We start from the raw sequence: 25,363 nt of genomic DNA, 5'->3' as shown, positions 1-25,363 counted from the left end.
GGCCTTTCCGCGGCTCAGCGCGGTGCGCGGGGGACGTAGGCCAGGCCGTGGGCGCCGGGGTCGCCGCGTCGGGCGACGTCCAGGCGGGCCAGGTCGCGCGGCGCCGTGGGGTCGGAGAGGTCGACGACGTGGACGGTGGACGAGGCCACGCAGGAGACGTAGCCGATCCGGCCGTCGGGCGACGAGGCGAGGGTCAGCGGCAGGCTCCCCACGTCCAGGCCGCCGAGCCGCTCGTGGGTGCCGGAGGAGAAGAGGGTGAGGCGTCCCGGCGCGGGGCGCCCGAGGCGGGAGTCCGGGTCGGCGTCCTGGCGCACCTCGCCGACGAGCAGCGCGCCCGTGGACGTCAGATGCACCGGCATGACGAGATCGTCGGTGGCCAGGGTGTCCACGACGGAGGCCGTACGCGTGTCGATGACGCGGATGCCGGTGGCGGCGCTCCGGCCGTTGGCGGCGAACGAACCCGCGTACGGCGAGGCGACGTAGGCGCGCGTGCCGTCGGGCGCGAGCGCGAGGCCCTCGCTGCCGGGCACCTCCACCTTCGCGGTGAGGACGCCCCGTTCGAGATCGACGAGCGTGACGAACGGCGCCTCCTTGTTGGCCGCGCAGCCCGTCCGTCCGGCGGCGTCGATCGCGAACCAGTGGGGGCCCGGCGCGTCCGTGTCGATCCGGCCCAGGGCGCGGCGGCTCGCCGTGTCGATCACCACGACGCCGCCCGGCCGGTCGTCCCCGCCCTCCACGCTGACGTAGAGGCGACGACGGGCCGCGTCCAGCGCGAGGCCGTGCGGCCCGTGCTCGGGGGCGAGGTCGATGACCTCGACGACGCGGCGGGTGTCGGGGTCGATGACGGTCAGCTCGGTGCGGCGGCCGGAGTTCGCGTGGTAGTAGCCCGAGCTGTATGCCGAGGTGCACCACAGGAGACGGTCGGTGGGGTCGAAGCAGAGCTCGTGCGGCTCGGCGGTGACCTCGACCGAACCGAGGTGCGCGTCGGAGGCTGCGTCGAAGAACGCGACCGTGGGCCCGCTCTGGCTGACGACGGCGAGGACGTCGCCTTCGAGGTCCGTACGTGCGGCTGGCTGCATGGGTAACTCCCGGGAGGGGGTGGGGAATGGCGGAACCGGACGTCCTCCACTCTCGGCCCGCGGGCGCCCGCGCAACAATGCAAAGATGGGCACGGAATACTTGCCGCATACGTAAAGACGCAGCTCCGGGGGTGCGTGGATGGATCCGTGGAGGGACCTCAACCTGCTGCGTGTGCTGGACGCCCTGCTCCAGGAGAACAGCGTGACCCGCGCCGCGGAGCGGCTCGGCACCTCACCCGCCGCCGTCAGCCGCACCCTGGCCCGGCTGCGCCGCGCCGTGGGCGATCCGCTCCTGGTCCGGGCGGGGCAGGGGATGGTGCCGACCCCGCGTGCGGAGGAACTCCGGGGCGAGGTCGCCGCGTTGCTGCGCGGCTGCGACAACGTGCTGCGGCCCGGGGCCGGTTTCGACGCCGCGCACCTCCAGCGCACGTTCACCGTGCAGGCCAACGACCTGCTCCTGGTCGGCCTCACCCGGGCACTGACCGACCGCGTCCACGCGGAGGCCTCGCAGGTGGACGTGGTGTTCCTACCGGAGGCGCTGGAGGGCGGCCCCGGGCTGCGGCAGGGCTGGGTGGACGTCGAACTGGGCGTCCTCGACCACCTGGACCCGGAGATCCGCACCCGCCCGCTCACCCGGATCTCCCTGGTCGGCGTCGCCCGCGAGGGCCACCCGCTCTTCGGCGGCGTCGGCGGCGGTACGGGACACGGGGGTGGTCGTATCGACGTCCGTCGCTTCGCCGAGGCCGATCACATCGGCATCTCCCGCCACGGCAAACGCCTCGGCCCCATCGACAACGCCCTCGCCGCCCGCGGACTGCGCCGCCGCGTCGCGGTCGTCGTCCCCAGCCATACGAGCGCGATGCTGCTGGCCAGGGAGACCGACCTCATCGCCCTCACGCTGGCCGACTGGCTGCCGGGGACGATCGACGCGCTGGGGCTGCGCACCTTCCCGATCCCGCTCGGCCTGGAGCCTCTGGAGCTGGGCATGGCCTGGCACCCGCGCAACTCCTCCGACCCCGGCCACCGCTGGTTCCGCGACCATGTGGCCTCCGCCGTCCTCGCCCCGCACGCGAGGGAGGCGGCACGCGCAGTTCCCCGGAACGCCCCGTACCTCTAGGGGCGCGGGGAACTGCGCGAGCAACCACCCACAACCCGCAGCCTGCGGCGGACAGGCAGGGGCAGCCCCTGCCCGGCAACCACGACACAGGGCAATCATGATCCGCCGGACACGGCGTAGCCGACTACGCGTCGAAGTCGACCTCGACCTCGGACGTGAGGGGATGGGACTGGCAGGCCAGCACGTATCCGGCGTCCAACTCCTCCGGCTCCAGCGCGTAGTTCCGGTCCATGTGGACCTCGCCGCCCAGCAGGCGGACGCGGCAGGTGCCGCAGACGCCGCCCTTGCACGCGTACGGCGCGTCCGCGCGGTTGCGCAGCACCGTCTCCAGCACGGACTCCCCGTCGTCCACGGCCCAGGAGCCGCTGCGGCCCTCCAGGGTGGCCTTCACGGTCGCGGAGGTCGGCGTGTGCGCGGTGGAGGGCGGCGGGGCCGGGACGTCGTCCGCGTGGAAGATCTCCTGGTGGATACGGGCGCGGGGGACGCCGAGGCCGCGCAGCGCCCGTGTGGCGCCCTCGACCAGGCCCAGCGGCCCGCACAGGTACCACCCGTCGACGCCCTCCACGCCGCGCTCGGCGAGCAGCGCGGGAAGCAGCGCCGTGAGCCGCTCGGCGTCGAGCCTGCCGGAGGGCAGGCCCGTCTGCTGGTCCTCGCGGGAGAACGCGGTGACGAGCTGGAACCGGTCCGGATAGCGGTCCTTGAGGTCGGCGACCTCCTCCAGGAACATCGTCGACGCCGTCGAACGGTCGCTGCGTATCAGGCAGAAACGGGCCTCCGGCTCGCGCGCCAGCAGCGTCGCGGCGATGGAGAGCACCGGCGTGATGCCGCTGCCGCCGACGACCGCGGCGAAGTGCCCGGCGCGGGGCTCCAGGATGAACCGGCCGGTGGGCGGCAGCACTTCGACCTCGTCGCCCGGCATGAGCTCCTTGAGCGCGTACGTCGAGAACTCGCCGCCGTCCACCTGGCGTATCCCCACGCGCAGCGTGGCGGGCTCGGGCGTCGCCGGGTCGCAGAGCGAGTAGGTGCGGCGGATCTCCTCGCCGCTCTCGCTGAAGCGGCGCAGGGCGATGTGCTGCCCCGGTGCGTACCGGTAATCGGCGCGGAGGCCCGGGGGGACGGCGAGGGTGACGGCCGCCGAGTCGTCCGTCAGGCGCTCGACCGCTGTGACGCGCAGCGGGTGGAACATCCCTCACAGCTCCTTGAAGTGGTCGAACGGCTCGCGGCAGAACTCGCAGCGGCGCAGGGCCTTGCAGGCGGTGGACGAGAAGCGGCTGAGCAGCGTGGTGTCGGCGGAGCCGCAGTGCGGGCAGCGCACCGCCTCGGCGGGCTCCGGGGTCCGGTGCCGGGTGGCGCCGAGGGAGACGGGCACGGGGCCGGAGCGCTCGGGCCCGCGCGTGGTGCGGGGCGGGGCGATGCCGTGCTCGGCGAGCTTGCGGCGGCCGGAGGCGGTGATGTCGTCCGTCGACCAGGGCGGGGTGAGCACCGTGCGCACCGTGACCTCGCGGGCGCCGCCGCGCTCGCGCAGCGCCGTCTCGATGTCGGCGGCCATGGTCTCGATCGCGGGACAGCCCGTGTATGTCGGCGTCAGCTCGACCTCGACCCGCCCGGGCTCCGGCTCACTGACCCGCCGCACCACGCCCAGCTCGGCGAGGCTGAGCATCGGCAACTCCGGATCGGGAACGGCCCCCGCCACCTCGGCGAGCACCGCGGGGTCCACGCCCGTGCCCGATGCCATGGCCGGGCTCGCGCTCGCGGTCGAGCCCGTGGCGGTGTGCCGGTCCGGGCTCGTGCCCGTACCCGGAGCGGCCCCGCCGGGGTCCGTGCGGTGGGTGTCCTCTGCCGTCACCATGTCGCCCCCGGGTGGCTGCGGTGCAGGTGCTGCATCTCGGCGAGCATCCGCCCGAACGACTCGGTGTGCAGGCCCTGCCGTCCCGCGCCCGCCGTCCACGCCCCGGTGCGGGGGGACTCGGGCAGCGCGAGCCCGGCCCGGCCGAAGACCTCGGTGATGCCCGCTGCCCACTCCCCCTCCAGCGCCCGCCAGTCGACGTCCAGGCCCTCCACGGGCTGGAACAGCTCGCCGGTGAACCGCCACAGCGCGTCGACGGCGCGCTGGGTGCGGGCATGGCTCTCCTCGGTGCCGTCACCCAGGCGGAGCGTCCACAGCTCGGCGTGGTCCCGGTGGTACGCCGTCTCGCGCACGGCCTTCTCCGCGAGCGGCAGGCGCGGCGCGAGCTGGGCGAAGAGCGGCTCCTGGTAGCTGGAGAAGAAGAGCTGGCGGACGATCGTGTGCGCGAAGTCGCCGTTGGGCTGCTCGGTCAGCTGGCAGTTGCGGAACGCCCGCTCCTCGCGGAGGTAGGCGATCTCGTCCTCCGTGCCCAGCTCGTCCCGCATGTCCGCGTAGAGCGACCTGGCCTGGCCGAGCAGGTCCAGGGCGATGTTGGCGAGGGCGACCTCCTCCTCCAGGACCGGGGCGTGCCCGGCCCACTCCCCCAGGCGGTGGGAGAGGACGAGCGCGTCGTCGGCGAGGGGGAGCGTGGCGAGCGCGGGGGGAGCCGTCGTCACAGGTTCCGCACCCCCTCCGGCACCTCGTAGAACGTCGGGTGGCGGTACGCCTTGTCGGCGGCGGGCTCGAAGAAGGGGTCCTTCTCGTCGGGCGACGAGGCCGTGATCGCGCTGGAGGGCACGACCCACAGGGAGACGCCCTCGGAGCGGCGGGTGTAGAGGTCCCGGGCATTGCGCAGGGCCATCTGCGCGTCCGGCGCGTGCAGGCTCCCGGCGTGGGTGTGGGAGAGGCCACGCCTGCTGCGGACGAAGACCTCCCAGAGAGGCCAGTCGGCGGCGCTCATGACGTGACCGCCTCCTTCCTGTCGGAACGGGGGGTGTCGGCGTGCTTCTCGGCATACGCCGCGGCGGCCTCGCGGACCCAGGCGCCCTCCTCGTGGGCGCGGCGGCGCTGGGTGATCCGCGCCTCGTTGCACGGCCCGTTGCCCTTCAGGACCGCGCGGAACTCGGACCAGTCGATCTCGCCGAAGTCGTGGTGCCCCCGCTCCTCGTTCCACCGCAGGTCCGGGTCGGGGAGGGTGAGGCCGAGGGCCTCGGCCTGGGGGACGCAGATGTCCACGAAGCGCTGCCGCAGCTCGTCGTTGGAGTGCCGCTTGATCTTCCAGGCCATCGACTGGGCGCTGTGCGCCGACTCGTCGTCAGGCGGGCCGAACATCATCAGTGACGGCCACCACCAGCGGTCGACCGCGTCCTGCGCCATGGCGTGCTGGGCCTCGGTGCCGCGGCTCAGCACGAGCAGCAGCTCGTACCCCTGGCGCTGGTGGAAGGACTCCTCCTTGCAGATGCGGACCATCGCGCGGGCGTACGGCCCGTAGGAACAGCGGCAGAGCGGGACCTGGTTGGTGATCGCGGCGCCGTCCACGAGCCAGCCGATGGCGCCTACGTCGGCCCAGGTCAGCGTGGGGTAGTTGAAGATCGAGCTGTACTTCTGGCGGCCGGAGTGGAGCTTGTCGAGCAGCTCGTCGCGGCCGGTGCCCAGGGTCTCCGCCGCCCCGTAGAGATACAGGCCGTGGCCGGCCTCGTCCTGGACCTTGGCCATCAGGATCGCCTTGCGGCGCAGGGAGGGGGCACGCGTGATCCAGTTGGCCTCCGGCTGCATGCCGATGATCTCCGAGTGCGCGTGCTGGGCGATCTGGCGCACGAGCGTGGACCGATAGGCGTCCGGCATCCAGTCGCGCGGCTCGATGCGCTCGTCCGCGGCCACGGCGGCCTCGAAGGCGGCGCCGAACGCCGCCTCGGAATCCTCCCGCCCGCCCCCGACGGACGTGACCTGCGATGTCGCCGATGTCATCCGAGCCCCCTGCTCCCACGCCAGCCGACCGACCGATCGTTCGGTTCAATGGTGGGCCGTGCCCTCGCGGCATGTCAAGGGCGAATGCTCCGCACTCACGGGGCCTGGTCACGGGACCCCCAGTAGTCTCTGAGAGTCTCTGACGCGGACCGGCGTCGTCATGAGCATGGAATGACCATGGAAACGGTGGGGAGCGGGAGGGCATGGAGCCAGCAGCGCACCAGGAGCCCGGGCCGGTGGGCAGCGGCGGCACCGGCGGCATCGCCGGGCTCTCCCTGCCCGCCCGGATCGTCGTGGCGATAGCCGTGGCCGTCGTCACGGTCGCGGTCGCGGTCCACCTGGCGATGGTCTTCCTCCAGACCGCCCCGTCCAACACGGTCAGCAAACAGCACGCGGAGACCATCGACGCGTACGTGCTCCCGGAGTTCGAGCGGAACTGGAAGCTCTTCGCCCCCAACCCCCTCCAGCAGAACATCGCCGTCCACGCCCGTGCGAAGGTCGCCAAGGACGGCGGCACCGAGACCACCGGCTGGGTCAACCTCACGGCGATGGACGGCAGGGCGATCCGCGGCAACCCGGCGCCGAGCCACACCCAGCAGAACGAACTCCGGCGCGGCTGGGAGTTCTTCCTCAACTACCACGACAGCAAGGGCGCTCCGATCGGCATGCGCGGCGACCTGTCCGAGCGGTACCTCAAGCGGATCGTGATGCACCGCTTCGGTGCCGAGCTGAACGGCGGCAGCGTCGAGCGCATCCAGGTCCGCTCGGCGACCACCCCCGTCGAGGCGCCCCCCTGGAGCGAGGAACGCATCGACACCAAGACCACCTACCGCACGATGCCGTGGTGGCAGGTCACCAGCGCGGACCTCCCGGGAGGCGGCAAGTGACGGACCACGAGACGGCCCCGCGCCCCGGCCCGGAACCCCGGCACGCGCCGGTGTCCGCCCCCGCCCCCGGTCCCGGCCCCGCCCCCGGCCCCCTCGGCTCCTGGCGCGCGCGGGCCGAACGGACCGTGTCGCGGGCCCTCACCCAGGTCACCACCCGGGCCCTCGGCCCGTACCAGACGGCGATCATCCGAATCGGCTTCTCCGCCACCTGGCTCTTCTTCCTGCTGCGCGAGTGGACGCACCGGAGCGAGCTGTACGGTCCCGACGGCCCCTGGAACTGGGGGATGGCGGACCGGCTGATCGACTCCAACCACGCCTTCACGGTGCTGATGTGGTCGGACGGCGAGGGCTGGTTCCAGTTCGTCTACCTCCTGGCCATCGCCTCGGCCCTGGCGCTGCTGCTGGGCTGGCACACCCGTGCGGCCTCCGTGCTGTTCATGGTGGGCGTGCTCTCGCTCCAGAACCGCAGCGTGTTCATGGGCGACGGCGGCGACAACGTCATCCATCTGATGGCGCTCTATCTGATGCTCACCCGGTGCGGCCAGGTGTGGTCGCTCGACGCGCGCCGCGCGGCACGCGCGCAGGGGAAGCCCTCGACGGGCGGGGCGGTCCTCTGGGGCGTCCTCGGCGTCACCCTGGTCACCTGCACGTTCACCGCCGGGTTCAGCCTGGGCTGGGGCCTGTTCTTCTGGGGCATGTGGCTCGCCTACGGCCTGTGGGGCGCCCTGGAGCGCGCCGCGGCGGGCGAGCGCGCGGGGGCGGGGACGGGGACGGGACTGCGCGAGACGCGGACCGTCCTGGACATGTTCGCCAACCTCGCGCACAACGGCGCCCTGCTGATCATCATGGTCGAGGTCTGTCTGATCTACGCGACGGCCGGATGGTTCAAGATCCAGGGCTCCCGCTGGCAGGACGGCACCGCCGTCTACTACCCGATGCACCTGGACTACTTCGCGCCCTGGCCCGAGCTGAACGAGGTCCTCGCGGGCAGCGGCCTCATGATCTTCCTGATCACCTACGGCACGGTCGTCGTCCAGGTCGCCTTCCCCTTCACGCTCTTCAACCGCCGCGTGAAGAACGTCCTGCTCGCCCTGATGATCATCGAGCACCTCAGCATCGCCGTGCTTCTGGGCCTGCCATTCTTCTCGATGGCGATGATCACCGCCGACGCGGTGTTCCTGCCGACGGTCTTCCTGGTGTGGGCCGGGCGCAGGGCCCGGCTGGTGGCCCGCAAGGCCGTCCCCCGGCGCCCCGGTGGGCGGGGGACGCCCGGCGGCGCGGCGGACGAGGGCGCCTCGGCTTCCGGGGCTGCACCGGATCCGGGCACGGGCCCCTCCGACCCCTCCACGGTCACGGCCGCCCGGCCCTGACCGGCGGCCCCGGGCTGTGTCCGGGCCGTGCCCCGGGCCGTGCCCCCGGCCCGTGACCGTAGGGTGGCCGGGTGGACGAGGAGATCACGGAGTGGCGGACGTACGCCGGTGAGGGCGTGCTGCTGGACGGCTTTCACGCGCTGAAGCACGCCCTGCGCTTCGGCGCCCGCGTCCCCGTCGCCGTCGCCCGCGACCGGGAGGCCGCCCTCGCCCTCGCCCGGGACCTGGCCCCCGACCTGGCCCCCGCGCTCGACGGCCTGCTGCGCCAGGTCTCCGACCGTACGCTGGGCACGCTCGTCCCCCGCCCGCACCCGACGGGCGTCGCCGCGCTCGCGCTGCCCGCGCCCGACGGCCGTACGGACAGCGCGCTGCGGGACCGCGAGGCCCCGCTCGTCGTGCTCGACAACCCCCGCAACCTCGGCAACGTGGGCGCCGTCGTCCGTCTCGCGGCGGGCTGCGGCGCCGCCGGGGTCCTCACCACCGGCACGGCCGACCCCTGGCACCCCTCCGCCGTCCGTGCGAGCGCCGGGCTGCACTTCGCCACGGCCGTCGCGCACCGGGAGGTCACGGAGCTGCCGGAGGGCCCGCTCTACGCGTTCGACCCGGAGGGCAAGGACCTGCGCGGCCTCACGCTCCCCCCGGACGCGATGCTCGCCTTCGGCTCGGAGAGGCACGGCCTGACGGACGCCATGCGCGAACGGGCCGACCATCTGGTCGCGCTCCCGATGCGGCCCCAGGTCTCCAGTTTCAACCTCGCCACCAGCGCGGCCATGGCGCTCTACCACTGGATGGCGGAGAGCGGCACACCGTAGGAGCCGCGGCCGAAGGGTCGAGCGCAGCGAAAGTGCGCCCCTCTTAAAGAGGAGCGCACCTTCGGTCTGGTCCGGTGTCTGTGCGGGACTGCGGGGCTGCGGGGCTGCGGGTCTCCCAGGGACCTAGAGGTACGGGCCGCCCGTACGGGCCTGACGGGCCTGGGCCTCGTCGCTGTGCGCGCCCGCCATGTCGTCGGGGAGGGCGCCGGGCGGGAGCGCCCTGCGCATCTGCTCCAACTGCGCCCGCGCGGCCATCTGCTGGGCGAACAGGGCGGTCTGGATGCCGTGGAAGAGCCCTTCCAGCCAGCCCACCAACTGGGCCTGCGCGATGCGCAGCTCCGCGTCGGTCGGCACCGAATCCTCGGTGAACGGCAGGGAGAGGCGCTCCAGTTCCTCGATCAGCTCGGGCGCGAGGCCGTCCTCCAGCTCCTTGATGGAGCTGGTGTGGATCTCCTTGAGGCGCTGCCGGCTCGCCTCGTCCAGCGGAGCCGCCTTCACTTCCTCCAGCAACTGCTTGATCATGCTGCCGATCCGCATGACCTTCGCGGGCTGTTCGACCATCTCCGTCACGGGGACCTCAGCCTGCTCATCGCCGTCACTGTCGCCGCCCTTGGCCGCGGTACTGCCGAGGGCCATTCCGTCCGGGCCCACGACCAGGACCTGGGGGCTCTCCTGCGGCTGTTCGTTGCTCGGCTGTGTCATACCCCCATTCTGCACGCTGGCCCACATCGCGCGCGGGCCGCCGTAGGGCTCAGCCGCGCCGCAGGCGGAGGGCGAGGAAAGCGAGTCCCAGCCCGATCAGCGCCATCCCCGCGCCCAGGGGCAGCACGGGCAGGACCTCGCCGGAGGGCTCGGAGGCGACGCCCTGCCGGGGGAGTTCTCCGGCCTCTTGAGAGGAGAGCGGGACGTCCGGCTCGTACAGGTTGTGCTTGCCGATGGCCTGGTCGGAGGAGCGGGGTGCGGGCCGTCCCGTGGACGGCGGTACGGACGCGGGGGGCACCGCGGAGTCCTTCTCGCGGCGCTGCTCCCCGGAGCCCTCTCCGTCGTGCGCGGAAGGGTCCTCCCGGCCGGTGTCCGGACGGTGCGAGGGGCGCGCCGCGGCGGGCCCCTCGCGTCCCTCGCGCCCCTGGTGCCCGGAGCCGTCGGCGTCGTCCCCGGAGCTCCCGGAATCCCCGGAGTGCCCGGAGCTGCCGGAGCCCTCGTGCGGCCGGTGGCCGTCGGACGGCGGGTGCGTGGGGCGGTCGCCGGACGCCGGGGCGTCCCCGTCGCCGTCCCCGCTCCCGTCGCCGTCCCCGTCCCCGTCGCCGGGCTCGTCGGGGCCCGTGGCGGTCGGCAGCGGGTCGAGACCGGGCGGTACGCCCGGACCGTCAGGGTCGGCCCCGGGATGCGCCCTGCCGGGGCGCCGTCCGACCCCGGCGGGGTTGCCCGCGAGCCGTCCGGCCTTGCCCTCTCCGGCCTCGCGCCCGGCCCTGGGCGTCGTGTAGGGCTCCTCGTCGCTCCGCTGGCCGAGTCCGGGCGGCTCGACGCCGCGCGCGGACGGCGTCCACGGCGCGGAGGGCCGCGACGACTCCGCCGTGCCGTTCAGCTCCGTCGGCTCCGCCGGCTCCGAGGACCCCACCGGGGACCCCGCCGACTCCGTCGCGCCCCTGGGCACGGCGGGTGCCGGGGGCTCGCCCGGCGCCGTGTGCGCGAGGGCGAGCGGACCCGGCAGCGCCAGGACGGCACAGGTCAGCAGCGCGACCACCCCATGCCTGCGCTGTGCGTGACCCACCGAGACCCTCCCGAGCTGGCGTGACCAGAGAGGTAACAAGCGTCACACGCAGGGATGGATCCGGCATTTCGGGCAAACAGTGCGAAATGCGTGCGAGGGGGGGGGAGGGCGAGGTGAGGGCCGTTCTATGCCGTCAGCAGGATCTTCCCGACGTGCCCGCTCTCCTCCAGCGCCCGGTGCGCCTCGGCCGCGTCCCGCAGCGGCAGCAGCCGGTCCACCACGGCGCGCACCCGCGGCTCCCCGCCACCGTCCCCGCCCGTGCCCGTGCCCGCGCCCGCGCTCCCGGCGTCGTCCGCCTCCAGCAGCGGCCACACGTGCTCCCGTACGGCCGCCACGATCGCCGTCTTCTCCGCCGCGGGACGGGCCCGCAGCGAAGTCGCCGTCACGGCCGCCCGTTTGGTCAGCAGCGCGCCCAGGTTCAGCTCGCCCTTCGCGCCTCCCTGGAGGCCGATGACGGCCAGGCGGCCGTTGACGGCGAGCGCGGCGACGTTCCGCTCCAGGTACTTGGCGCCCATGATGTCCAGGATCACGTCGGCGCCGTGCCCGTCCGTGGCGGCGCGCAGCTCCTCGACGAAGTCCTGCTCGCGGTAGTTGATGAGGATGTCGGCGCCCAGTTCGGCGCAGCGGTCCAGCTTCTCCTTGCTGCCCGCCGTGACCGCGACGCGCGCGCCGACGGCCTTCGCCAGCTGGACGGCCATGGTGCCGATGCCGCTCGATCCGCCGTGCACGAGCAGCGTCTCGCCGGGGCGCAGATGGGCGACCATGAACACGTTCGACCAGACCGTGCAGGTGACCTCGGGGAGGCCCGCCGCCGTCGTCAGGTCCATGCCGCGCGGCACGGGCAGGAGCTGGCCCGCGGGGACGGCGACCTTCTCCGCGTAGCCCCCGCCCGCCAGCAGCGCGCACACCTCGTCGCCGACGTTCCAGCCCGACACCCCCGGGCCCAGCGCCGTGATCCGTCCGGAGCACTCCAGGCCCGGGTACGGGCTGGCGCCGGGCGGCGGGTCGTAGAAGCCGCGGCGCTGCATGACGTCGGCGCGGTTGACGCCGCTGGCCGTGACCTCGACGAGGACCTCGCCCTCGCCGGGCTCGGGGTCGGGCACCTCGGCCCACTCCAGTGCCTCGGGGCCGCCTGGTTCGGGAATCGTGATCGCATGCATGCGGCCGACGCTACTCGCCGCGCGGTCCCCGCATGGGGGCGCCCGGCGCGCCCGGCCGCTCGCGCCCTTCGGACAGCGGGGCCGGGGTGGAGCGGCGGATGACGACGAGCCGGTCCATGAGCTGGAGGGTCGCCGCGTCCGGGTCGTCGTAGGCGAGTATCCGGTGGCCGCGGATGACCGAGACGACCAGGTCGTCGCACTCGCGCGGAGAGAGTCCCGCTTCGGCCTTGGTGACCGGGCGTTCCTTCAGGTCCAGGCCGGTGCCCTGCTGGATCAGGTCCTCCATCACGGTGCTCGCGTACGGGCTGAGCATGGCCAGGCCCAGCAGCCTGCCCGCCGCGCTCGCGCTCGTGATCACCGAGTCGGCACCCGACTGCCGCAGCAGCGGCGCGTTCTCCTCCTCCCGCACCGCCGCGACGATCTTGATACGGGGGTTGAGCTGCCGCGCCGTCAGGGTGACCAGCACCGAGGTGTCGTCGCGCTGCGGGGCGATGACGATCTGCTTGGCACGCTGCACCTCGGCCCGCACCAGGACCTCGCTGCGCGTCCCGTCGCCCTCGATGCCCGCGAAGCCCTCCGCGTTGGCGGCCTTCACCACCTGCTGGTGCGGGTCGATGACGACGATCTGGTTGCGGCCGAGGCCGGTGGAGAGCAGGGTCTGCGTCGCCGAGCGGCCCTTCGTGCCGAAGCCGACGACGACGGTGTGGTCGCGCAAGGCGGACCTCCAGCGGGACAGGCGCCACTGCTGGCGGGTGCGGTCCGTCAGCGCCTCCAGCGTGGTGCCGATGAGGATGATCAGGAACAGCACGCGCAGGGGCGTGACGAGCAGGGTGTTGACGAGCCGCGCCGAGTCGGAGGCGGGGGCGATGTCCCCGTATCCGGTCGTCGAGAGCGAAACCGTCGTGTAGTAGACGCAGTCGAGGAACGACATGTGCCCGTCGGCGTTGTCGTTGTACCCGTCGCGGTCGAGCCAGACGAGGAACACCGTCGCGCACAGCACGACGCACGCCGTCAGGATGCGCCGCGCGACCTGCCGGAACGGGCTCACGTCCGGCCGGGGCAGCAGCACCGAGCCGTGCCGCTCCTCCTCGCTGTCCTCCTTGCTGCTGCGCAGCCCGCGCTTCACCTCGGCAGCTCCAGCAGGCGTACGTCCGTGCCCGGTGCGGCGCCGCCCGGCGGGATCACGGCGAGCGCGTCGGCCGTCGCGATGCCGCGCAGCATCGACGGGCCCGCGTAACGCAGGGGGCGCACCCGGGCGCGTACGCCCGCGCCCTCGTGCGCCACGGGCACCAGCCGGGTGTCGCGCGGATGGCCGGGGACCTCCTCGGCGAGCGTCCCCTGCTGCTCGTGCCCGGGGCCCGGCCTGCCGCCGAGGGTGCGCAGCAGCGGCGCGGCGAGCGTGACGAGCCCTGAGAGCGCGGCGAGCGGATTGCCGGGCAGCCCGACGAGGAACGTGCCCCCGCCGCCCTCCTCACCAATCCCCTCGCTCCGCTTCCTCAGCGCCGCGAGCAGCATCGGGTGGCCGGGGCGGACGCGGACGCCGTGGACGAGCAGCTCGGCGCCGAGGCGGCGCAGCGTCGGCTGGAGGTGGTCGACGGGGCCCGCGGCCGTGCCGCCCGTGGTGACGACGACGTCGGCCGTGGTGGTCGCCAGCGTCTCGTACAGCGCCTCCGCGTCGTCCCCGAGGCGCCGGGTCACGATCACGTCGGCGCCCAGCGTCGTCAGCCACGGGCCCATCAGCGGGCCCAGCGCGTCCCGGATGCGGCCCTCGCGCGGCAGGCCCCGGTGCAGCAGCTCGTCGCCCAGCACGAGGACTTCGGCGCGCGGACGGCGTACGACCTCCAGTTCGTCGTACCCGGCGGCTGCCGCGAGGCCCAGCACGGCGGGCGTCACCCGGGTGCCCCCGGGCAGCAGTTCGTCGCCCGTACGGCACTCCTGGCCGCGCGGCCTGATGTCCGTGCCGGGCTGCGGTGCCCTGGCGGTGCGCAGCCGGGAGGCGCCGGACGTCGCGCCGTGCTCGGAACGCAGCACCGCACTGGCGTTCGGCGGGATGCGTGCCCCGGTGGCGATACGGACCGCGTGCCCGTCCGGCAGCGGCGCGGGCTCCGTCCTGTCGCCCGCGAGGATGCCCTGTCCGGAGGTGCCGCCGGAACCGCCGGTACTGCCGGAACCGCCGGTACCGCCGGTACCGCCCGGCCCTGGCACCAACTCCCAGGGCCCGGGCCCCGACACGGCCCAGCCGTCCATGGCCGAGGTGTCGAACGAGGGCAGGTCCGTCAGCGCCTCCAGCGGCCCCGCCAGGGTGTGGTCGAGGGCGCGGTCCAGGGGGAGCGTGACGCGGGGGAGCGCGCCGGGCGTGCCCGCGGCGAGCGCCCGCGCCTCCGGCCACGAGGGCCGCTCGGGCCCGCGCGTACGTGCGGCGACACCGGGCTCCTTGGCGTCGCGGTCGGCGTCCCGGGCGGGCGGGGGCCCGTCCGTGGCGCCGTCCGTCGCGCCGTCGGCGGGGTCACGCGGCACCGCCGCCTCCTCCTCGGGCTGCCCGGGACCCGCGTCGGCCTCGCTCCACTGGATGCGCCGGATGCGCTTGAGGCGGGGCACGGGCGGGGCGGCCGGGCGCGTCCTGCCGCTGTTGGCGAGGGCGATGGCCTCGTCGAGTTCGTCGGCACCGCTCATCGTTCGCCGTTCCCGTCCGCGTTCCCGTCTGCGTTCCCGTCCGCGGTTCCGGGCGCGGCCCCGTCCGCGTTCCCGTCCGTAGTGTCCTCGTCCTCGTCCGACCAGCGGCGGGCGAGCGCGGCCGCCTTGCGGGCGGCGTCCGCGACGTCCTCCGGCGCGCCGCCCGCGCGTGCCGCCGCGTACCCCACCAGGAAGGTGGTCAACGGCGCCGCCGGCCGCGCGACACCGTGGGCCGCGTCCCGCGCCAGGTCCAGGAGCGGTCCGGTTTCCACGTCGAGTTCGATGCCGAGTTCGGCCTTGACCGCGGCGATCCATTCATCCAGCACGGTGCCATGCTCCCTGATCCGGGCCCTCGCCGTGGCAATGTCGCCCCAGGTGTCGCAGTCGAGCGAGCCGTTTCCGGGCGGCGCGGGGACGCGGCGCAGGACCAGGCCGTCCAGGACCAGCCGCAGCGGGATGCCGCGCAGCGTGCCGTACTCGGCGTACAGCAGGCCCAGTTCGCGCCGCAGCGGCTCCGTACGGTACGCCGCCAGCAGCGGCTGGTCGCGGCCGTCGTGCAGGACGGTGCCCTCGTCCTCCCCGCGCACGTCGAGCAGTTCGCGCACGGTCTCCGCGGCGAGGAACGGCACGTCGCAGGAGAGCAGCAGCACCGTCCCGCTCCGCACCTCGCGCAGGCCCGCGTCCAGCGCGGCCAGCGGGCCGCCGCCCGGTGGGTCCTCGCGCGCCCAGGTCACCGGGCGGTACGTCGGGCGGCGCGGCCCCACCACGGTCGTCGACGCCGCGTCCGCGCAGGCGGCCAGTACACGGTCGAGCAGCGTACGGCCGCCGACCGTCACCGCCGGTTTGTCGGCGCCGCCGAGCCGGCGGGAGCCGTCGCCCGCGAGGACGAGCGCGTCGAACGTGTCGTACGTGTCGTACGCGTCGAACGGTGGGTGTCCGGCCGCCCGGGCCTCTGGAGCGTCGTGTGTCACGCCTCAGAGCGTACGGATCAGAGCGTGCGGAGCAGCACCGCCGGTCGTTCCACGCAGTCCGCTACATGGCGCAGGAAGCCGCCCGCCGTGCCGCCGTCGCACACCCGGTGGTCGAAGGTGAGCGACAGCTGCACCACGTGCCGTACCGCCAGCTCGTCCCCGACGACCCACGGCTTGCGCGCGATACGGCCGACGCCGAGCATCGCGGCCTCCGGATGGTTGATGATCGGGGTGGAGCCGTCGACGCCGAACACCCCGTAGTTGTTCAGGGTGAACGTGCCGCCTGTCAGCTCCGCCGGGGTCAGCGTCCCCGTGCGGGCCGCCTCGGTGAGGCGCGACATCTCCGCGCCGAGCCCCTCCGCGCTGAGCCGGTGCGCGTCCCGTACGACCGGGACGACCAGGCCCCTGTCCGTCTGCGCGGCGAAGCCGAGATGGACCTCGGGCAGGACGACGATCTCGCGCGCCTCGGTGTCCACGGTCGAGTTCAGCGCGGGGAAACGGGCGAGCGCCGCCGTGCACAGCCGCCCGAGGAGCGCCAGCAGGGAGACGGGGCTCTCCTGCCGCCCCTCGTTCATCGCCCTGCGGGCCGCGAGGAGTTCCGTCGCGTCGGCGTCCACCCAGCAGCTCGCGTCGGGTATCTCGCGGCGGCTGCGGCTGAGCCGCTCGGCGGCGGTGCCGCGGATGCCGCGCAGGGGGATCCGCTCGGCGGAGGGCGGGGCGGCGGGTGCCGTTGTCGGCGCGGGGGCGGACAGGGGTTCGGGTTCGGGTTCGGTCGTGCCCTGGACCGCGCGTTCCACATCGGCCCGCAGGATCAGCCCGTCGGGCCCGCTGCCCGTCAATTCGCGCAGGTCGAGCCCGTGTTCGCGGGCGATGCGCCGGACGAGCGGGGAGATGACGGGCACCGTACGGGCGGTGTCGTCGGGCGCGGACGCGGGTACGGACGGGGTCCCGTCGGCCCCCTGGGACGGTGCGGGGCCGGGGCCAGGGCGGACGGTGCGGCGGGTGCGCCGCGTGGGCTCCTGCGTGCCGTAACCCACCAGCACGTTGCCGGAGCCGCCCACGTGCTCCAGCTCGGGCTCGGGCGCCCGGTCCTCCGTACGGTCCCCGGCTCCGGCCTCGGCTCCGGCCCGGGCCCGGCCGTCCGCCGTGGCCCCGGCCACGGCCACGGTGACCAGGGGCGCGCCTACCGGGATCTCGGCGCCCTCGTCCGCCATGTGCGCGGTCACCACTCCCCCGTACGGACAGGGGACGTCGACCATCGCCTTGGCCGTCTCGACCTCGACGACCGGCTCGTCGACCTTCACGGTGTCGCCCACCGCGACCAGCCAGCGGACGACCGTGGCCTCCGTCAGCCCCTCCCCCAGGTCGGGGAGGACGAACTCGCGGACCTCGCCCATCAGCGCACGCCCCCTTCGGGCCGCCCCGCGCCCTGGCCGCCGGGCGTCCAGGTGCTCTCCCACTGGAGCCGCGCGACCGCGTCCAGCACGCGGTCCACACCCGGCAGGTGGTGCCGCTCCAGCATGGGCGGCGGATACGGGATGTCGAACCCGGCGACGCGCAGCACGGGCGCCTCCAGGTGGTGGAAGCAGCGCTCGGTGATCCGGGCCGCCAACTCGCCGCCGGGACCGGCGAAACCGGGCGACTCGTGGACGACGACGGCACGCCCCGTGCGCCGTACGGACGCGGCGACCGTCTCCTCGTCGAACGGGACGAGCGAGCGCAGGTCGACCACCTCGAGGTCCCAGCCGTCCTCCCTGGCCGCCTCGGCGGCCTCCAGGCAGACCGGAACGGACGGTCCGTAGGTGACGAGCGTCGCCGAGGTGCCGGGGCGGCGCACGACCGCGCGGCCGATGCCGGGCACGGCCTCGGGGGAGGCGGGGTCCCAGTCGGCCTTCGACCAGTACAGCCGCTTGGGTTCGAGGACGACCACGGGGTCGTCGGAGGCGATCGCGGCACGCAGCAGCCCGTAGGCGTCGGCGACGGTCGCGGGGGTGACGACGTGCAGGCCGGGCGTCGCCATGTAGTACGCCTCGGAGGAGTCGCTGTGGTGCTCGACGCCGCCGATCCCGCCGCCGTACGGCACGCGCACGGTGATCGGCATCGGGACCTTGCCCTGCGTCCGGTTGCGCATCCGGGAGACGTGCGAGACGAGCTGCTCGAACGCGGGGAACGCGAAATGGTCGAACTGCATCTCCACCACGGGCCGCAGCCCGTACATGGCCATGCCGACCGCCGTGCCGAGGATTCCCGCCTCGGCGAGCGGGGTGTCGGCGCAGCGGGACTCCCCGAACTCCTTCGCCAGCCCGTCGGTGACGCGGAAGACACCGCCCAGGGTGCCCACGTCCTCACCGAAGACGTGCACGTCCGGATCGTCGGCCAGCGCGTCCCGCAGGGCGCGGTTGAGGGCCTGGCCCATGCTGACGGGCTTGCGCGCGGGCTGCGCTCCGCCCGCCGTCTGTGGTGGCTGGACCGCCGTGCTCATCGCCGGGCCTCCCCGCGTCCGTTCCCGTTGCCGTTCCCGTTGCTGTTCCCGCTGCCGCTGTTGCTCCCGTTGCTGTGGCCGGGGGCGTGTCCGGGCTCGTCCTCCGCCGCGGCCAGCTCGGCGCGCAACTGGTCCGCCTGGGCACGCAGTTGCGTGGTCTGCTCCGCGAAGACGTGCGCGAACAGCTCCATCGGGTCCAGCTCGGGGTCCTGGTTCATCCGCTCGCGCAGCTCCCCGGCGCGCTTCTCGGCGGCCTCCGCCGCCTCGCGCACGCCCGCGTCGTCCAGCAGGCCGCGCCCGCGCAGCTCGCTCTCCAGGAGCGCCACGGGGTCGTGCGCGCGCCAGGCGCTGACCTCGTCGTCGGTGCGGTAGCGCGTCGCGTCGTCGGCGTTCGTGTGCGCCTCCAGGCGGTACGTCACGGCCTCGACGAGGGTGGGGCCACCGCCCGTACGGGCCCGGTCGAGCGCTTCGGTCAGCACCTCGTGCACCGCCACCGCGTCGTTCCCGTCCACCAGCCTGCCGGGCATTCCGTAGCCCACCGCCTTGTGGGCGAGGGAGGGCGCCGCGGTCTGCTTGGCGAGGGGCACGGAGATCGCGAAGCCGTTGTTCTGCACGAGGAAGACCACCGGCGCCTGCCAGACCGCCGCGAAGTTCAGCGCCTCGTGGAAATCGCCCTCACTGGTGCCGCCGTCGCCGACCAGGGCGAGCGCCGCCACGTCGTCGCCCTTGAGGCGGGCCGCGTGCGCCAGGCCCACCGCGTGCGGGAGCTGCGTCGCCAGGGGCGTGCACAGGGGCGCGACGCGGCTGGCCCGCGTGTCGTACCCGTGGTGCCAGTCGCCGCGCAGCAGCGAGAGGACCTCCACCGGGTCCAGGCCGCGGGCGACGGCCGCGAGGGTGTCGCGGTAGCTGGGGAAGAGCCAGTCGCGCTCCTGGAGCGCGAGCGCGGCGGCGACCTGGCACGCCTCCTGGCCGGTGGAGGAGGGATAGACGGCGAGCCGTCCCTGCTTGGTGAGCGCCGTCGCCTGCTCGTTGTACCTCCGGCCGTTCACCACCGACGCGTACAGCCGCAGCAGCAGCTCTCCGTCGGGGGCCTCGGCGCCCTCGGCGCCCTCGGGCCTCTCGGCTCCCAGGACGCGGTACGGCTCGGCGTCCGGGAGGAGCGGCCCGGGCGCCGTGCGGGGGCGCCAGGACGGGGGAGGCGCGGGGGTGTAGGCGCCGTGCTGCTCTAGGACCGTCATGACGAGCACCTCTCCTCGTGGGGCCCTCGTGGGGCGGGCTGCGCAGGGGAGGGCCGGGTGATCCCTCCCCTACCGATTGTTCGGTCGCTGGCACATTTTGGCTACGGGTGGCCTCAGCCTGTGGACAAATGGCTGCCGGGACCGTTCGATGACCGCAGGACGTCCATGGAGGGGAGGCCGCAGGCGGTGCCGGATGAACAGATGGCCAACGATCCGTCCCGCGACTCCCACCAGGGTCGGCCGGACGATCCGCGTCCGCCCGCCAGGCCCCTCGACGGCATCGACCGGGACATCCTGCGGCTGCTCCGTTCGGACGGCCGCGCCTCGATACGGTCCGTGGCCGAACGTGTCCATGTGTCACGGGCCAACGCGTACGCGCGCATCAACCGGCTCATCGACGACGGCGTCATACGCGGCTTCAGCGCCCGCGTCGACCAGGAACGGGCGGGGCACGGCGCCTCCGCCTACATCACCCTCAAGATCGTCCAGGACTCCTGGCGCAGCGTCCGCGAACGCCTCAGGGAGCTGCCCGGCGTCGCGCACATGGCCCTGGTCAGCGGCGACTTCGACGTGCTGCTCCTCGTCCACACCTCGGACAACCGGGCGCTGCGCGACCTGGTCCTCACCCGCATCCAGTCGATACCCGAGGTGCTGAGCACGCGGACGCTCCTGGTGTTCGAGGAGACGGACGACCTCGACCCCGAGCCGTAGCGCCGAGCCGTAGCCCCCAGCCGTAGCCCTGGGCCGTAACCCCCGGGCCATCCGCGCGCAGGCCGTCCGCGCGCGTGCTCTACGCGGTGGTGCGCAGGCCCGAGAAGGCGGTCCGGACGACGGCCTCGGCGACCTCGGCGCTGGTGTCCGACGGCCCTCTCCCGTTGCTGCTCGCACGCTCCGGCCGGTACCACTCCGCGATCGAGTTGATCATCCCGAAGAGCAGCCGCGTCGCCAGCCGCGCGTCCACGTCGGCCCGCAGGTCCCCGTCGGCCGCGGCCCGCTTCACCAGCTCCGCCACCCGCTGGTCGAACTCGCGGCGGCGCTCCATCGCCCAGATCTCCGTGTCCGTGTTCCCCCGCACCCGCAGCAGCAGCGTGACGTAGGGCAGCTCCGTCATCAGCACCTCGACCGTGCGCCGCGCGACGTGCTCCAGCCGGTCCACCGCCCGGCCCTCGCGCGCCTCCGGCTCGTCGAGGACCCCGAACAGCCCGTCGAGGGCCCGGCTTATCCCCCGGCGCAGCAGCTCCTCCTTGCCGCGCACGTGGTGGTAGATCGACGACTTCGAGATCCCCGCGGCCTGCGAGAGGTGCTCCATCGAGGTGCCGTCGTAACCCCGCTCGTTGAACACCCGCACGGCGACGGAGAGCAAGGAGTCGGGGGTGTACGTGTCGCGCTTGGCCGTGGACATGCGCCTGATGCTAGCCGGGGCGTGATCGCGCCCAGAATCCCGCGCGGAACCGGAGTTATCCACAGGCTGCCGTACCCCCTTGCACCGACCGATCGTTCGGTTGCAGTATCTACCTGGTACGGCCCGGCCGCCAGCCCCGGCCGTCGTCCCAGCTCACGGCCTTCATTCCAGCTCACTGGCGTCACCACCGTTCACAGAGGAGTTGGTCCTAGTGACCTCCGGCACCGGATCCGGCGCAGCCGCGCTCGTCGAGAAGCACCGCCCCACCCTGGACCGCGCCCTGGAAGCCATCCGCTCCCGGGAGTTCTGGTCCCCGCACCCCGAGCACCCGAAGGCTTATGGGGAGGGGGCCCCCGAGGAGGCCAAGGCCGCCTTCGACGCGCTGCGCGGCTCCCGCTTCGAGCTGCCCGGACAGCCCGGCTCCGGAGGCTGGACGGCCACCGAGACTTCGCCCTACGGGCTGGAGATGGGCATCGAGTACCCGCGGGTGGACGCCGCGGCGATCGACGCGCTGCTGCCCGCGCTCCGCGCCGGAATGCCCGCCTGGCGGGATGCCGGTCCGGAGGTCCGCGCCGCCGTCTGCCTGGAGATCCTGGCCCGCATCAGCGCCAGGACCCACGAGTTCGGTCTCGCCGTGATGCACACCAGCGGCCAGGCGTTCATGATGGCGTTCCAGGCGGGCGGCCCGCACGCCCAGGACCGCGGCATGGAAGCGGTGGCGTACGCGTTCGCGGAGCAGACCCGCGTCCCCGCCGCCGCCGACTGGGAGAAGCCGCAGGGCAAGCGCGACCCGCTGCGCATGCGCAAGGAGTTCACCGCCGCCGGCCAGGGCGTCTCCCTCCTCATCGGCTGCAACACCTTCCCGACGTGGAACGGGTATCCGGGTCTCTTCGCCTCCCTCGCCACGGGCAACCCGGTCCTGGTCAAGCCGCACCCGCGCGCCGTGCTGCCCCTCGCGCTCACCGTCCGCGTCGCCCGCGAGGTCCTCGCCGAGGCGGGCTTCGACCCGAATCTGGTGGCGCTGGCCGCCGAGGCCGAGGGCGACGGCATCGCCAAGGACCTCGCCCTCCGCCCCGAGATCCGCATCGTGGACTACACGGGCTCGTCCGCCTTCGGCGAGTGGCTGGAGAGCCACGCGCTCCAGGCCCGCGTCTTCACCGAGAAGGCGGGGGTCAATTCGGTGCTGATCCACTCCACCGACGACTACAAGGGCATGCTCGGCAATCTGGCCTTCTCCCTCTCGCTCTACAGCGGCCAGATGTGCACCACCCCGCAGAATCTGCTGATCCCGCGCGACGGCATCGCCACGGACGCGGGCCACAAGGCGTTCGACGAGGTGGTCGAGGACCTCAGCCAGGCCGTCGGCAAGCTCCTGGGCGACGACGCCCGGGCGAACGCGCTGCTGGGAGCGATCGTCAACGACGCCGTGCGCGAGCGCGTCGAGTCGGCCCCCTCCCTCGGCGAAGTCGCCCTGCCCACCCGCGAGGTGGCCAACCCCGACTTCCCCGGCGCGACCGTGCGCACCCCCGTGATCGTCAAGCTGGACGCGGCGAAGCCCGAGGCCGAGGCCGGGTATCTCGCCGAGTGCTTCGGGCCCGTCTCGTTCGCCGTCGCCGTCGGCTCCGCTGAGGACGGACTGGCCCTGCTGCGCCGCACCATCCGCGAGAAGGGCGCCATGACCGTGGCGGCCTACACGACCTCGCCCGAGGTCGAGCGCCAGGTCGAGGAGGTCTGCTTCGACGAGCCCGCGCAGCTCTCGCTGAATCTCACGGGCGGGGTGTATGTGAACCAGACGGCGGCGTTCTCCGACTTCCACGGCTCAGGCGGCAACCCGGCGGCCAACTCCGCCCTGTGCGACGGGGCGTTCGTGGCGAGCCGCTTCCGCACGGTGGAGGTGAGGCGCATGGCCTGACGGCCACGGGGACCTGGAGTTGTGGGGCCACGGGGCTACCCGGATCTCGGGCCGCGGGGCACGGGGCGACCGGACCTCCGGTCGCCAGGCCGCCGGGTCCTCCGGACCTTGGGCTACGGGGCTCCCGGATCTCGGGCCGCGGGGTTACGGGGCCACGGGGCTACCGGGCCTCCGGTCGCCGGGCTGCCGGGTTATCTGGGCCTCGGGCCTCGGGCCGCGGGGTTACGGGGCCACGGAACTACCGGACCTCCGGTCGCCGGCTGCCGGGCTATCTGGATCTCGGGCCACTGGGCTACCGGGCCATCCGGGCCTCCGGTCACTTGGCCGCTCGGCCACCGGGCCGTCCGGAGGTCCGGTCACCCGGCCACCGGGCCATCCGGACCTCCGGTCACTCGGCCACCGGGCCGCACCGTCCGACAGCTGTACGGGCCGCAGAGGCGGACGGCCGCAGGGGCCGACGCCGCAGGTTTCCCAGGGCAGGACGGCCGCACGGTCCGACAGACAGACCCCGGTCTGACGGCCCGGTACGACCGCCCCGGCATGACAGCGGGGCGCCGCGCTCACGCGACGCCCCGCGATGCCGAGGTCACTCCGGCCGGTCCCGGCCTGGGCCTGGGCCCGGACCCGGTGCTCCGGTCGCCCGGGCCAGGGCTCCGGCCCGGTCATGCCGGTCCGGTCACTCCGGCGGCTTGCCCGTGGAGATCGTCAGGTCGACCTTGTCCTTCTTCGGGTCGAAGTCGTCGAGGTTCGAGGGGCTCTGCTCGAGCACCGTGTTCTTGCCCCAGACGTTCTCGTCCTCCTTGGTCACGTCACCGACCATCCAGTCGGCCGCGCGGAGGCACGCCTTGACGGAGGTGAGGTCCTTGTAGGTGAACTCGGGGAGCATGACCTTGCTCTTGTCGTCATAGGTCTTGGTGGCCTCGGTGCACTTGGAGACGTCTATGGTGCGGGACTTGTCCGGGCCCTTGAACTTCTCGGTCGAGCCCCCCGTCGTACCGCCGTCCGTGCTGCCACCGCCGCTGTCGCTGCCGCCGCCCGAGGTGGCGGCCGGGTCCTTCTGCTCGGTCTGCTTCCCCTTCGGCTTCGCCTCCGGCTCCTTGTCCTCGTCACCGGTGAGGGCGATCACGAGGAAGACGAGGCCGACGACGACGGCCGCGCCGGTGACGAGGTAGGCGATGAGGGCGCCGTTGTTCCGGCCGCCCCCGCCGCCGGGGCCGGTCGTGGGCGGCGCGATGTTGTACGGCGGAGGGGTGCCGTGGCCGCTCTGCGCGTTGTAGGGCGCGGGCGGCGTGCCGTAGGGCTGCTGCCCCATGGCGGCGGGCTGGTTGTGGGCGGGGGTGGGGGGAGGGGTGGAGGGGCCGAAGCCCCCGCTGGCGTACTGCTGCCCCTGGTAAGGCTGCTGCACGTTCCCCTGCGCCGGTGCCCCCGCGTCGTTGACGGGCGGGAAGACGGCCTGGCCCACGCCCGCGCCGCTGTTGGCGGGCGGGCCGCCGCTGATGATGATCGGGGCGGAGCCCGAGGCGACGCCGGAGCCGCCGATGCGGGCGCACTCGTCGTGCATCGACTCGGCGGACGGGAAGCGCTCGTTGGGGTTCTTCTTCAGCGTCCGCGCGACCAGCGCGTCCACCGCCGGGGGCACCGACTGGTTGATGGACGAGGGCGCGACGGGCTCTTCCTGGACGTGCGCGTAGGCGATGGCCAGCGGCGAGTCCGCGTCGAAGGGCAGGCGTCCGGTCAGCAGCTCGAAGAGCATGATGCCGACGGAGTAGAGGTCCGAGCGCGCGTCGACGCCGCGTCCCAGCGCCTGTTCCGGCGAGAGGTACTGCGGGGTGCCGACGACCATGCCGGTCTGTGTCATGGAAGTCACACCGGACTGCATGGCCCGCGCGATGCCGAAGTCCATGACCTTCACCACACCGCGCTTGGTGAGCATCACGTTCCCGGGCTTGATGTCCCGGTGCACGAGGCCCATCTCATGGCTGACCTCGAGGGCCGCCAGCACATCGCCGGTGATCTTCAGGGCCTTGTCGGCGGGCATGGCGCCGAACTGCGCGATGTCCTCGTCGAGCACGGAGCGCAGCGGCTTGCCCTCGACGTACTCCATGACGATGTACGGCACCATCGCGCCGTCGATGTCGTCCTCGCCGGAGTCGAAGACGGAGACGATGTTGGTGTGCGTCAGCTTCGCGACGGACTGGGCCTCGCGGCGGAAGCGCTCGCGGAAGGACTGCTCACGGCCCAGTTCGGTGTGCAGCGTCTTGACGGCGACCTGCCGGTCGAGCACCGAGTCGTACGCGAGATAGACCGAGGCCATCCCGCCCGCGCCCAGCAGGGACTGGAGCTGGAAACGCCCCCCGCCGACCATGCGGCCGATGTAATGACCGGCCGCCTGTGCGCCGTCCTCGCTCATCTGACTGCTTCCCCCTCGGCGGCGCCGCCCCGCGCAGGTGCGTTAGCTGGCTGGTGCAGATACGTTAAGTGACTCTGTGCTGTCCATCGGGTGATCCAATGGACCCGACACTGGCCCAAGTTTGCCCGAGGCCCGCGACACGTCAAGCTCGTTGCCCGTTCCGTGACCGGATGCGCACGGGACTGTCGCAGGCCGGAGGCGTACGGGGGCGGGGCCGGGGCTGTGC

At 73.6% G+C, this 25,363-nt stretch carries 23 protein-coding genes; 6 read left to right on the top strand and 17 right to left on the bottom strand.

The window, feature by feature from the left end:
- Positions 1 to 14: 14 nt before the first annotated feature.
- Positions 15 to 1,079, bottom strand: coding sequence for a YncE family protein (locus tag ACGF3A_RS10125; protein WP_393727820.1), 1,065 nt, complete (start codon positions 1,077 to 1,079; stop codon positions 15 to 17).
- A 139-nt stretch (positions 1,080 to 1,218) separates the two neighbouring features.
- Here ACGF3A_RS10125 and ACGF3A_RS10120 point away from each other — a divergent pair, with 139 nt between their 5' ends.
- On the top strand, positions 1,219 to 2,196 hold the full coding sequence (locus ACGF3A_RS10120) for a LysR family transcriptional regulator (protein ID WP_393727818.1): 978 nt from the start codon (positions 1,219 to 1,221) through the stop codon (positions 2,194 to 2,196).
- A 124-nt stretch (positions 2,197 to 2,320) separates the two neighbouring features.
- Here the strand turns inward: ACGF3A_RS10120 and ACGF3A_RS10115 are convergent, their stop codons facing one another.
- From ACGF3A_RS10115 to paaA, 5 genes are all read right to left on the bottom strand, one after another.
- Positions 2,321 to 3,382 carry a 2Fe-2S iron-sulfur cluster-binding protein gene (locus tag ACGF3A_RS10115; protein WP_393727816.1) on the bottom strand — a complete coding sequence of 354 codons (1,062 nt, stop codon included), beginning with the start codon at positions 3,380 to 3,382 and terminating at the stop codon, positions 2,321 to 2,323.
- Positions 3,383 to 3,385: 3 nt separating this feature from the next.
- Positions 3,386 to 3,931, bottom strand: a complete 546-nt coding sequence (paaD, locus tag ACGF3A_RS10110; RefSeq protein WP_393729072.1) for a 1,2-phenylacetyl-CoA epoxidase subunit PaaD — start codon at positions 3,929 to 3,931, stop codon at positions 3,386 to 3,388.
- Between the two features lie 107 nt (positions 3,932 to 4,038).
- Positions 4,039 to 4,758 carry a 1,2-phenylacetyl-CoA epoxidase subunit PaaC gene (gene paaC / locus ACGF3A_RS10105; RefSeq protein WP_393727814.1) on the bottom strand — a complete coding sequence of 240 codons (720 nt, stop codon included), beginning with the start codon at positions 4,756 to 4,758 and terminating at the stop codon, positions 4,039 to 4,041.
- Positions 4,755 to 5,042 (bottom strand): 1,2-phenylacetyl-CoA epoxidase subunit PaaB, encoded by a 288-nt coding sequence (paaB, locus tag ACGF3A_RS10100; RefSeq protein ID WP_344531246.1) that lies wholly within the window; start codon positions 5,040 to 5,042, stop codon positions 4,755 to 4,757. Before paaB ends, paaC begins: the two co-directional genes overlap by 4 nt.
- Positions 5,039 to 6,049, bottom strand: coding sequence for a 1,2-phenylacetyl-CoA epoxidase subunit PaaA (gene paaA / locus ACGF3A_RS10095; RefSeq protein WP_393727811.1), 1,011 nt, complete (start codon positions 6,047 to 6,049; stop codon positions 5,039 to 5,041). Before paaA ends, paaB begins: the two co-directional genes overlap by 4 nt.
- 203 nt (positions 6,050 to 6,252) lie before the next feature.
- Between paaA and ACGF3A_RS10090 the strand changes: the two genes are divergently transcribed.
- The 3 genes from ACGF3A_RS10090 to ACGF3A_RS10080 all read left to right on the top strand — a co-directional run bounded on the left by ACGF3A_RS10090 (position 6,253) and on the right by ACGF3A_RS10080 (position 9,118).
- Positions 6,253 to 6,936: a DUF5819 family protein gene (locus tag ACGF3A_RS10090; protein WP_393727809.1), complete on the top strand. Its 684-nt coding sequence runs from the start codon at positions 6,253 to 6,255 to the stop codon at positions 6,934 to 6,936.
- Positions 6,933 to 8,306 carry an HTTM domain-containing protein gene (locus ACGF3A_RS10085; protein WP_393727807.1) on the top strand — a complete coding sequence of 458 codons (1,374 nt, stop codon included), beginning with the start codon at positions 6,933 to 6,935 and terminating at the stop codon, positions 8,304 to 8,306. The genes ACGF3A_RS10090 and ACGF3A_RS10085 overlap by 4 nt, the downstream gene beginning before the upstream one ends.
- A gap of 71 nt (positions 8,307 to 8,377) precedes the next feature.
- Positions 8,378 to 9,118, top strand: coding sequence for a TrmH family RNA methyltransferase (locus tag ACGF3A_RS10080; RefSeq protein ID WP_393727806.1), 741 nt, complete (start codon positions 8,378 to 8,380; stop codon positions 9,116 to 9,118).
- Between the two features lie 123 nt (positions 9,119 to 9,241).
- Here the strand turns inward: ACGF3A_RS10080 and ACGF3A_RS10075 are convergent, their stop codons facing one another.
- From ACGF3A_RS10075 to pdhA, 9 genes are all read right to left on the bottom strand, one after another.
- Complete coding sequence (locus ACGF3A_RS10075) at positions 9,242 to 9,820, bottom strand: bacterial proteasome activator family protein (RefSeq protein ID WP_393727804.1); 579 nt, start codon at positions 9,818 to 9,820, stop codon at positions 9,242 to 9,244.
- Positions 9,821 to 9,869: 49 nt separating this feature from the next.
- Positions 9,870 to 10,889, bottom strand: a complete 1,020-nt coding sequence (locus ACGF3A_RS10070; protein ID WP_393727802.1) for a hypothetical protein — start codon at positions 10,887 to 10,889, stop codon at positions 9,870 to 9,872.
- A 125-nt stretch (positions 10,890 to 11,014) separates the two neighbouring features.
- Complete coding sequence (locus tag ACGF3A_RS10065) at positions 11,015 to 12,049, bottom strand: NAD(P)H-quinone oxidoreductase (RefSeq protein ID WP_393727800.1); 1,035 nt, start codon at positions 12,047 to 12,049, stop codon at positions 11,015 to 11,017.
- 10 nt (positions 12,050 to 12,059) lie between these two features.
- On the bottom strand, positions 12,060 to 13,175 hold the full coding sequence (locus tag ACGF3A_RS10060; RefSeq protein WP_393727798.1) for a potassium channel family protein: 1,116 nt from the start codon (positions 13,173 to 13,175) through the stop codon (positions 12,060 to 12,062).
- Positions 13,172 to 14,722: a molybdopterin molybdotransferase MoeA gene (locus ACGF3A_RS10055; protein ID WP_393727797.1), complete on the bottom strand. Its 1,551-nt coding sequence runs from the start codon at positions 14,720 to 14,722 to the stop codon at positions 13,172 to 13,174. Before ACGF3A_RS10055 ends, ACGF3A_RS10060 begins: the two co-directional genes overlap by 4 nt.
- Positions 14,719 to 15,693 (bottom strand): DUF6457 domain-containing protein, encoded by a 975-nt coding sequence (locus ACGF3A_RS10050; protein ID WP_393727795.1) that lies wholly within the window; start codon positions 15,691 to 15,693, stop codon positions 14,719 to 14,721. The genes ACGF3A_RS10055 and ACGF3A_RS10050 overlap by 4 nt, the downstream gene beginning before the upstream one ends.
- A gap of 17 nt (positions 15,694 to 15,710) precedes the next feature.
- A complete protein-coding gene (locus ACGF3A_RS10045) occupies positions 15,711 to 17,090 on the bottom strand; it encodes a dihydrolipoamide acetyltransferase family protein (RefSeq protein ID WP_393727793.1) in 1,380 nt (459 codons plus the stop codon).
- A complete protein-coding gene (locus tag ACGF3A_RS10040; RefSeq protein WP_393727791.1) occupies positions 17,090 to 18,175 on the bottom strand; it encodes an alpha-ketoacid dehydrogenase subunit beta in 1,086 nt (361 codons plus the stop codon). The genes ACGF3A_RS10045 and ACGF3A_RS10040 overlap by 1 nt, the downstream gene beginning before the upstream one ends.
- Positions 18,172 to 19,413: a pyruvate dehydrogenase (acetyl-transferring) E1 component subunit alpha gene (gene pdhA, locus ACGF3A_RS10035; protein ID WP_393727789.1), complete on the bottom strand. Its 1,242-nt coding sequence runs from the start codon at positions 19,411 to 19,413 to the stop codon at positions 18,172 to 18,174. Before pdhA ends, ACGF3A_RS10040 begins: the two co-directional genes overlap by 4 nt.
- A gap of 201 nt (positions 19,414 to 19,614) precedes the next feature.
- Between pdhA and ACGF3A_RS10030 the strand changes: the two genes are divergently transcribed.
- The gene (locus tag ACGF3A_RS10030) at positions 19,615 to 20,124 is read left to right on the top strand and encodes an Lrp/AsnC family transcriptional regulator (protein WP_393729070.1); all 510 of its coding nucleotides are present in this window, start codon (positions 19,615 to 19,617) and stop codon (positions 20,122 to 20,124) included.
- A 79-nt stretch (positions 20,125 to 20,203) separates the two neighbouring features.
- Here the strand turns inward: ACGF3A_RS10030 and ACGF3A_RS10025 are convergent, their stop codons facing one another.
- Complete coding sequence (locus tag ACGF3A_RS10025) at positions 20,204 to 20,815, bottom strand: TetR/AcrR family transcriptional regulator (RefSeq protein WP_393727787.1); 612 nt, start codon at positions 20,813 to 20,815, stop codon at positions 20,204 to 20,206.
- Positions 20,816 to 21,026: 211 nt separating this feature from the next.
- Here ACGF3A_RS10025 and paaN point away from each other — a divergent pair, with 211 nt between their 5' ends.
- Positions 21,027 to 22,727 (top strand): phenylacetic acid degradation protein PaaN, encoded by a 1,701-nt coding sequence (gene paaN / locus ACGF3A_RS10020; RefSeq protein WP_393727785.1) that lies wholly within the window; start codon positions 21,027 to 21,029, stop codon positions 22,725 to 22,727.
- A gap of 676 nt (positions 22,728 to 23,403) precedes the next feature.
- Here the strand turns inward: paaN and ACGF3A_RS10015 are convergent.
- On the bottom strand, positions 23,404 to 25,137 hold the full coding sequence (locus tag ACGF3A_RS10015) for a protein kinase (RefSeq protein WP_393727783.1): 1,734 nt from the start codon (positions 25,135 to 25,137) through the stop codon (positions 23,404 to 23,406).
- Positions 25,138 to 25,363 lie beyond the last annotated feature (226 nt).

Origin of the sequence: Streptomyces sp. NPDC048172, assembly GCF_043202595.1 — a bacterium.
Classification (GTDB): domain Bacteria; phylum Actinomycetota; class Actinomycetes; order Streptomycetales; family Streptomycetaceae; genus Streptomyces.
This window is presented reverse-complemented; position numbering and strand designations above follow the sequence as displayed.

Bases quoted from the DNA above. Each gene is read 5' to 3' on its own strand.
- paaB (WP_344531246.1), bottom strand. From the start codon at position 5,042: ATGAGCGCCGCCGACTGGCCTCTCTGGGAGGTCTTCGTCCGCAGCAGG.
- paaD (WP_393729072.1), bottom strand. From the start codon at position 3,931: ATGGCATCGGGCACGGGCGTGGACCCCGCGGTGCTCGCCGAGGTGGCG.
- paaA (WP_393727811.1), bottom strand. From the start codon at position 6,049: ATGACATCGGCGACATCGCAGGTCACGTCCGTCGGGGGCGGGCGGGAG.
- ACGF3A_RS10015 (WP_393727783.1), bottom strand. From the start codon at position 25,137: ATGAGCGAGGACGGCGCACAGGCGGCCGGTCATTACATCGGCCGCATG.
- ACGF3A_RS10025 (WP_393727787.1), bottom strand. From the start codon at position 20,815: ATGTCCACGGCCAAGCGCGACACGTACACCCCCGACTCCTTGCTCTCC.
- ACGF3A_RS10065 (WP_393727800.1), bottom strand. From the start codon at position 12,049: ATGCATGCGATCACGATTCCCGAACCAGGCGGCCCCGAGGCACTGGAG.
- ACGF3A_RS10090 (WP_393727809.1), top strand. From the start codon at position 6,253: ATGGAGCCAGCAGCGCACCAGGAGCCCGGGCCGGTGGGCAGCGGCGGC.
- ACGF3A_RS10040 (WP_393727791.1), bottom strand. From the start codon at position 18,175: ATGAGCACGGCGGTCCAGCCACCACAGACGGCGGGCGGAGCGCAGCCC.
- ACGF3A_RS10120 (WP_393727818.1), top strand. From the start codon at position 1,219: ATGGATCCGTGGAGGGACCTCAACCTGCTGCGTGTGCTGGACGCCCTG.
- ACGF3A_RS10125 (WP_393727820.1), bottom strand. From the start codon at position 1,079: ATGCAGCCAGCCGCACGTACGGACCTCGAAGGCGACGTCCTCGCCGTC.
- ACGF3A_RS10055 (WP_393727797.1), bottom strand. From the start codon at position 14,722: ATGAGCGGTGCCGACGAACTCGACGAGGCCATCGCCCTCGCCAACAGC.
- ACGF3A_RS10115 (WP_393727816.1), bottom strand. From the start codon at position 3,382: ATGTTCCACCCGCTGCGCGTCACAGCGGTCGAGCGCCTGACGGACGAC.
- ACGF3A_RS10045 (WP_393727793.1), bottom strand. From the start codon at position 17,090: ATGGGCGAGGTCCGCGAGTTCGTCCTCCCCGACCTGGGGGAGGGGCTG.
- ACGF3A_RS10030 (WP_393729070.1), top strand. From the start codon at position 19,615: ATGGCCAACGATCCGTCCCGCGACTCCCACCAGGGTCGGCCGGACGAT.
- ACGF3A_RS10075 (WP_393727804.1), bottom strand. From the start codon at position 9,820: ATGACACAGCCGAGCAACGAACAGCCGCAGGAGAGCCCCCAGGTCCTG.
- pdhA (WP_393727789.1), bottom strand. From the start codon at position 19,413: ATGACGGTCCTAGAGCAGCACGGCGCCTACACCCCCGCGCCTCCCCCG.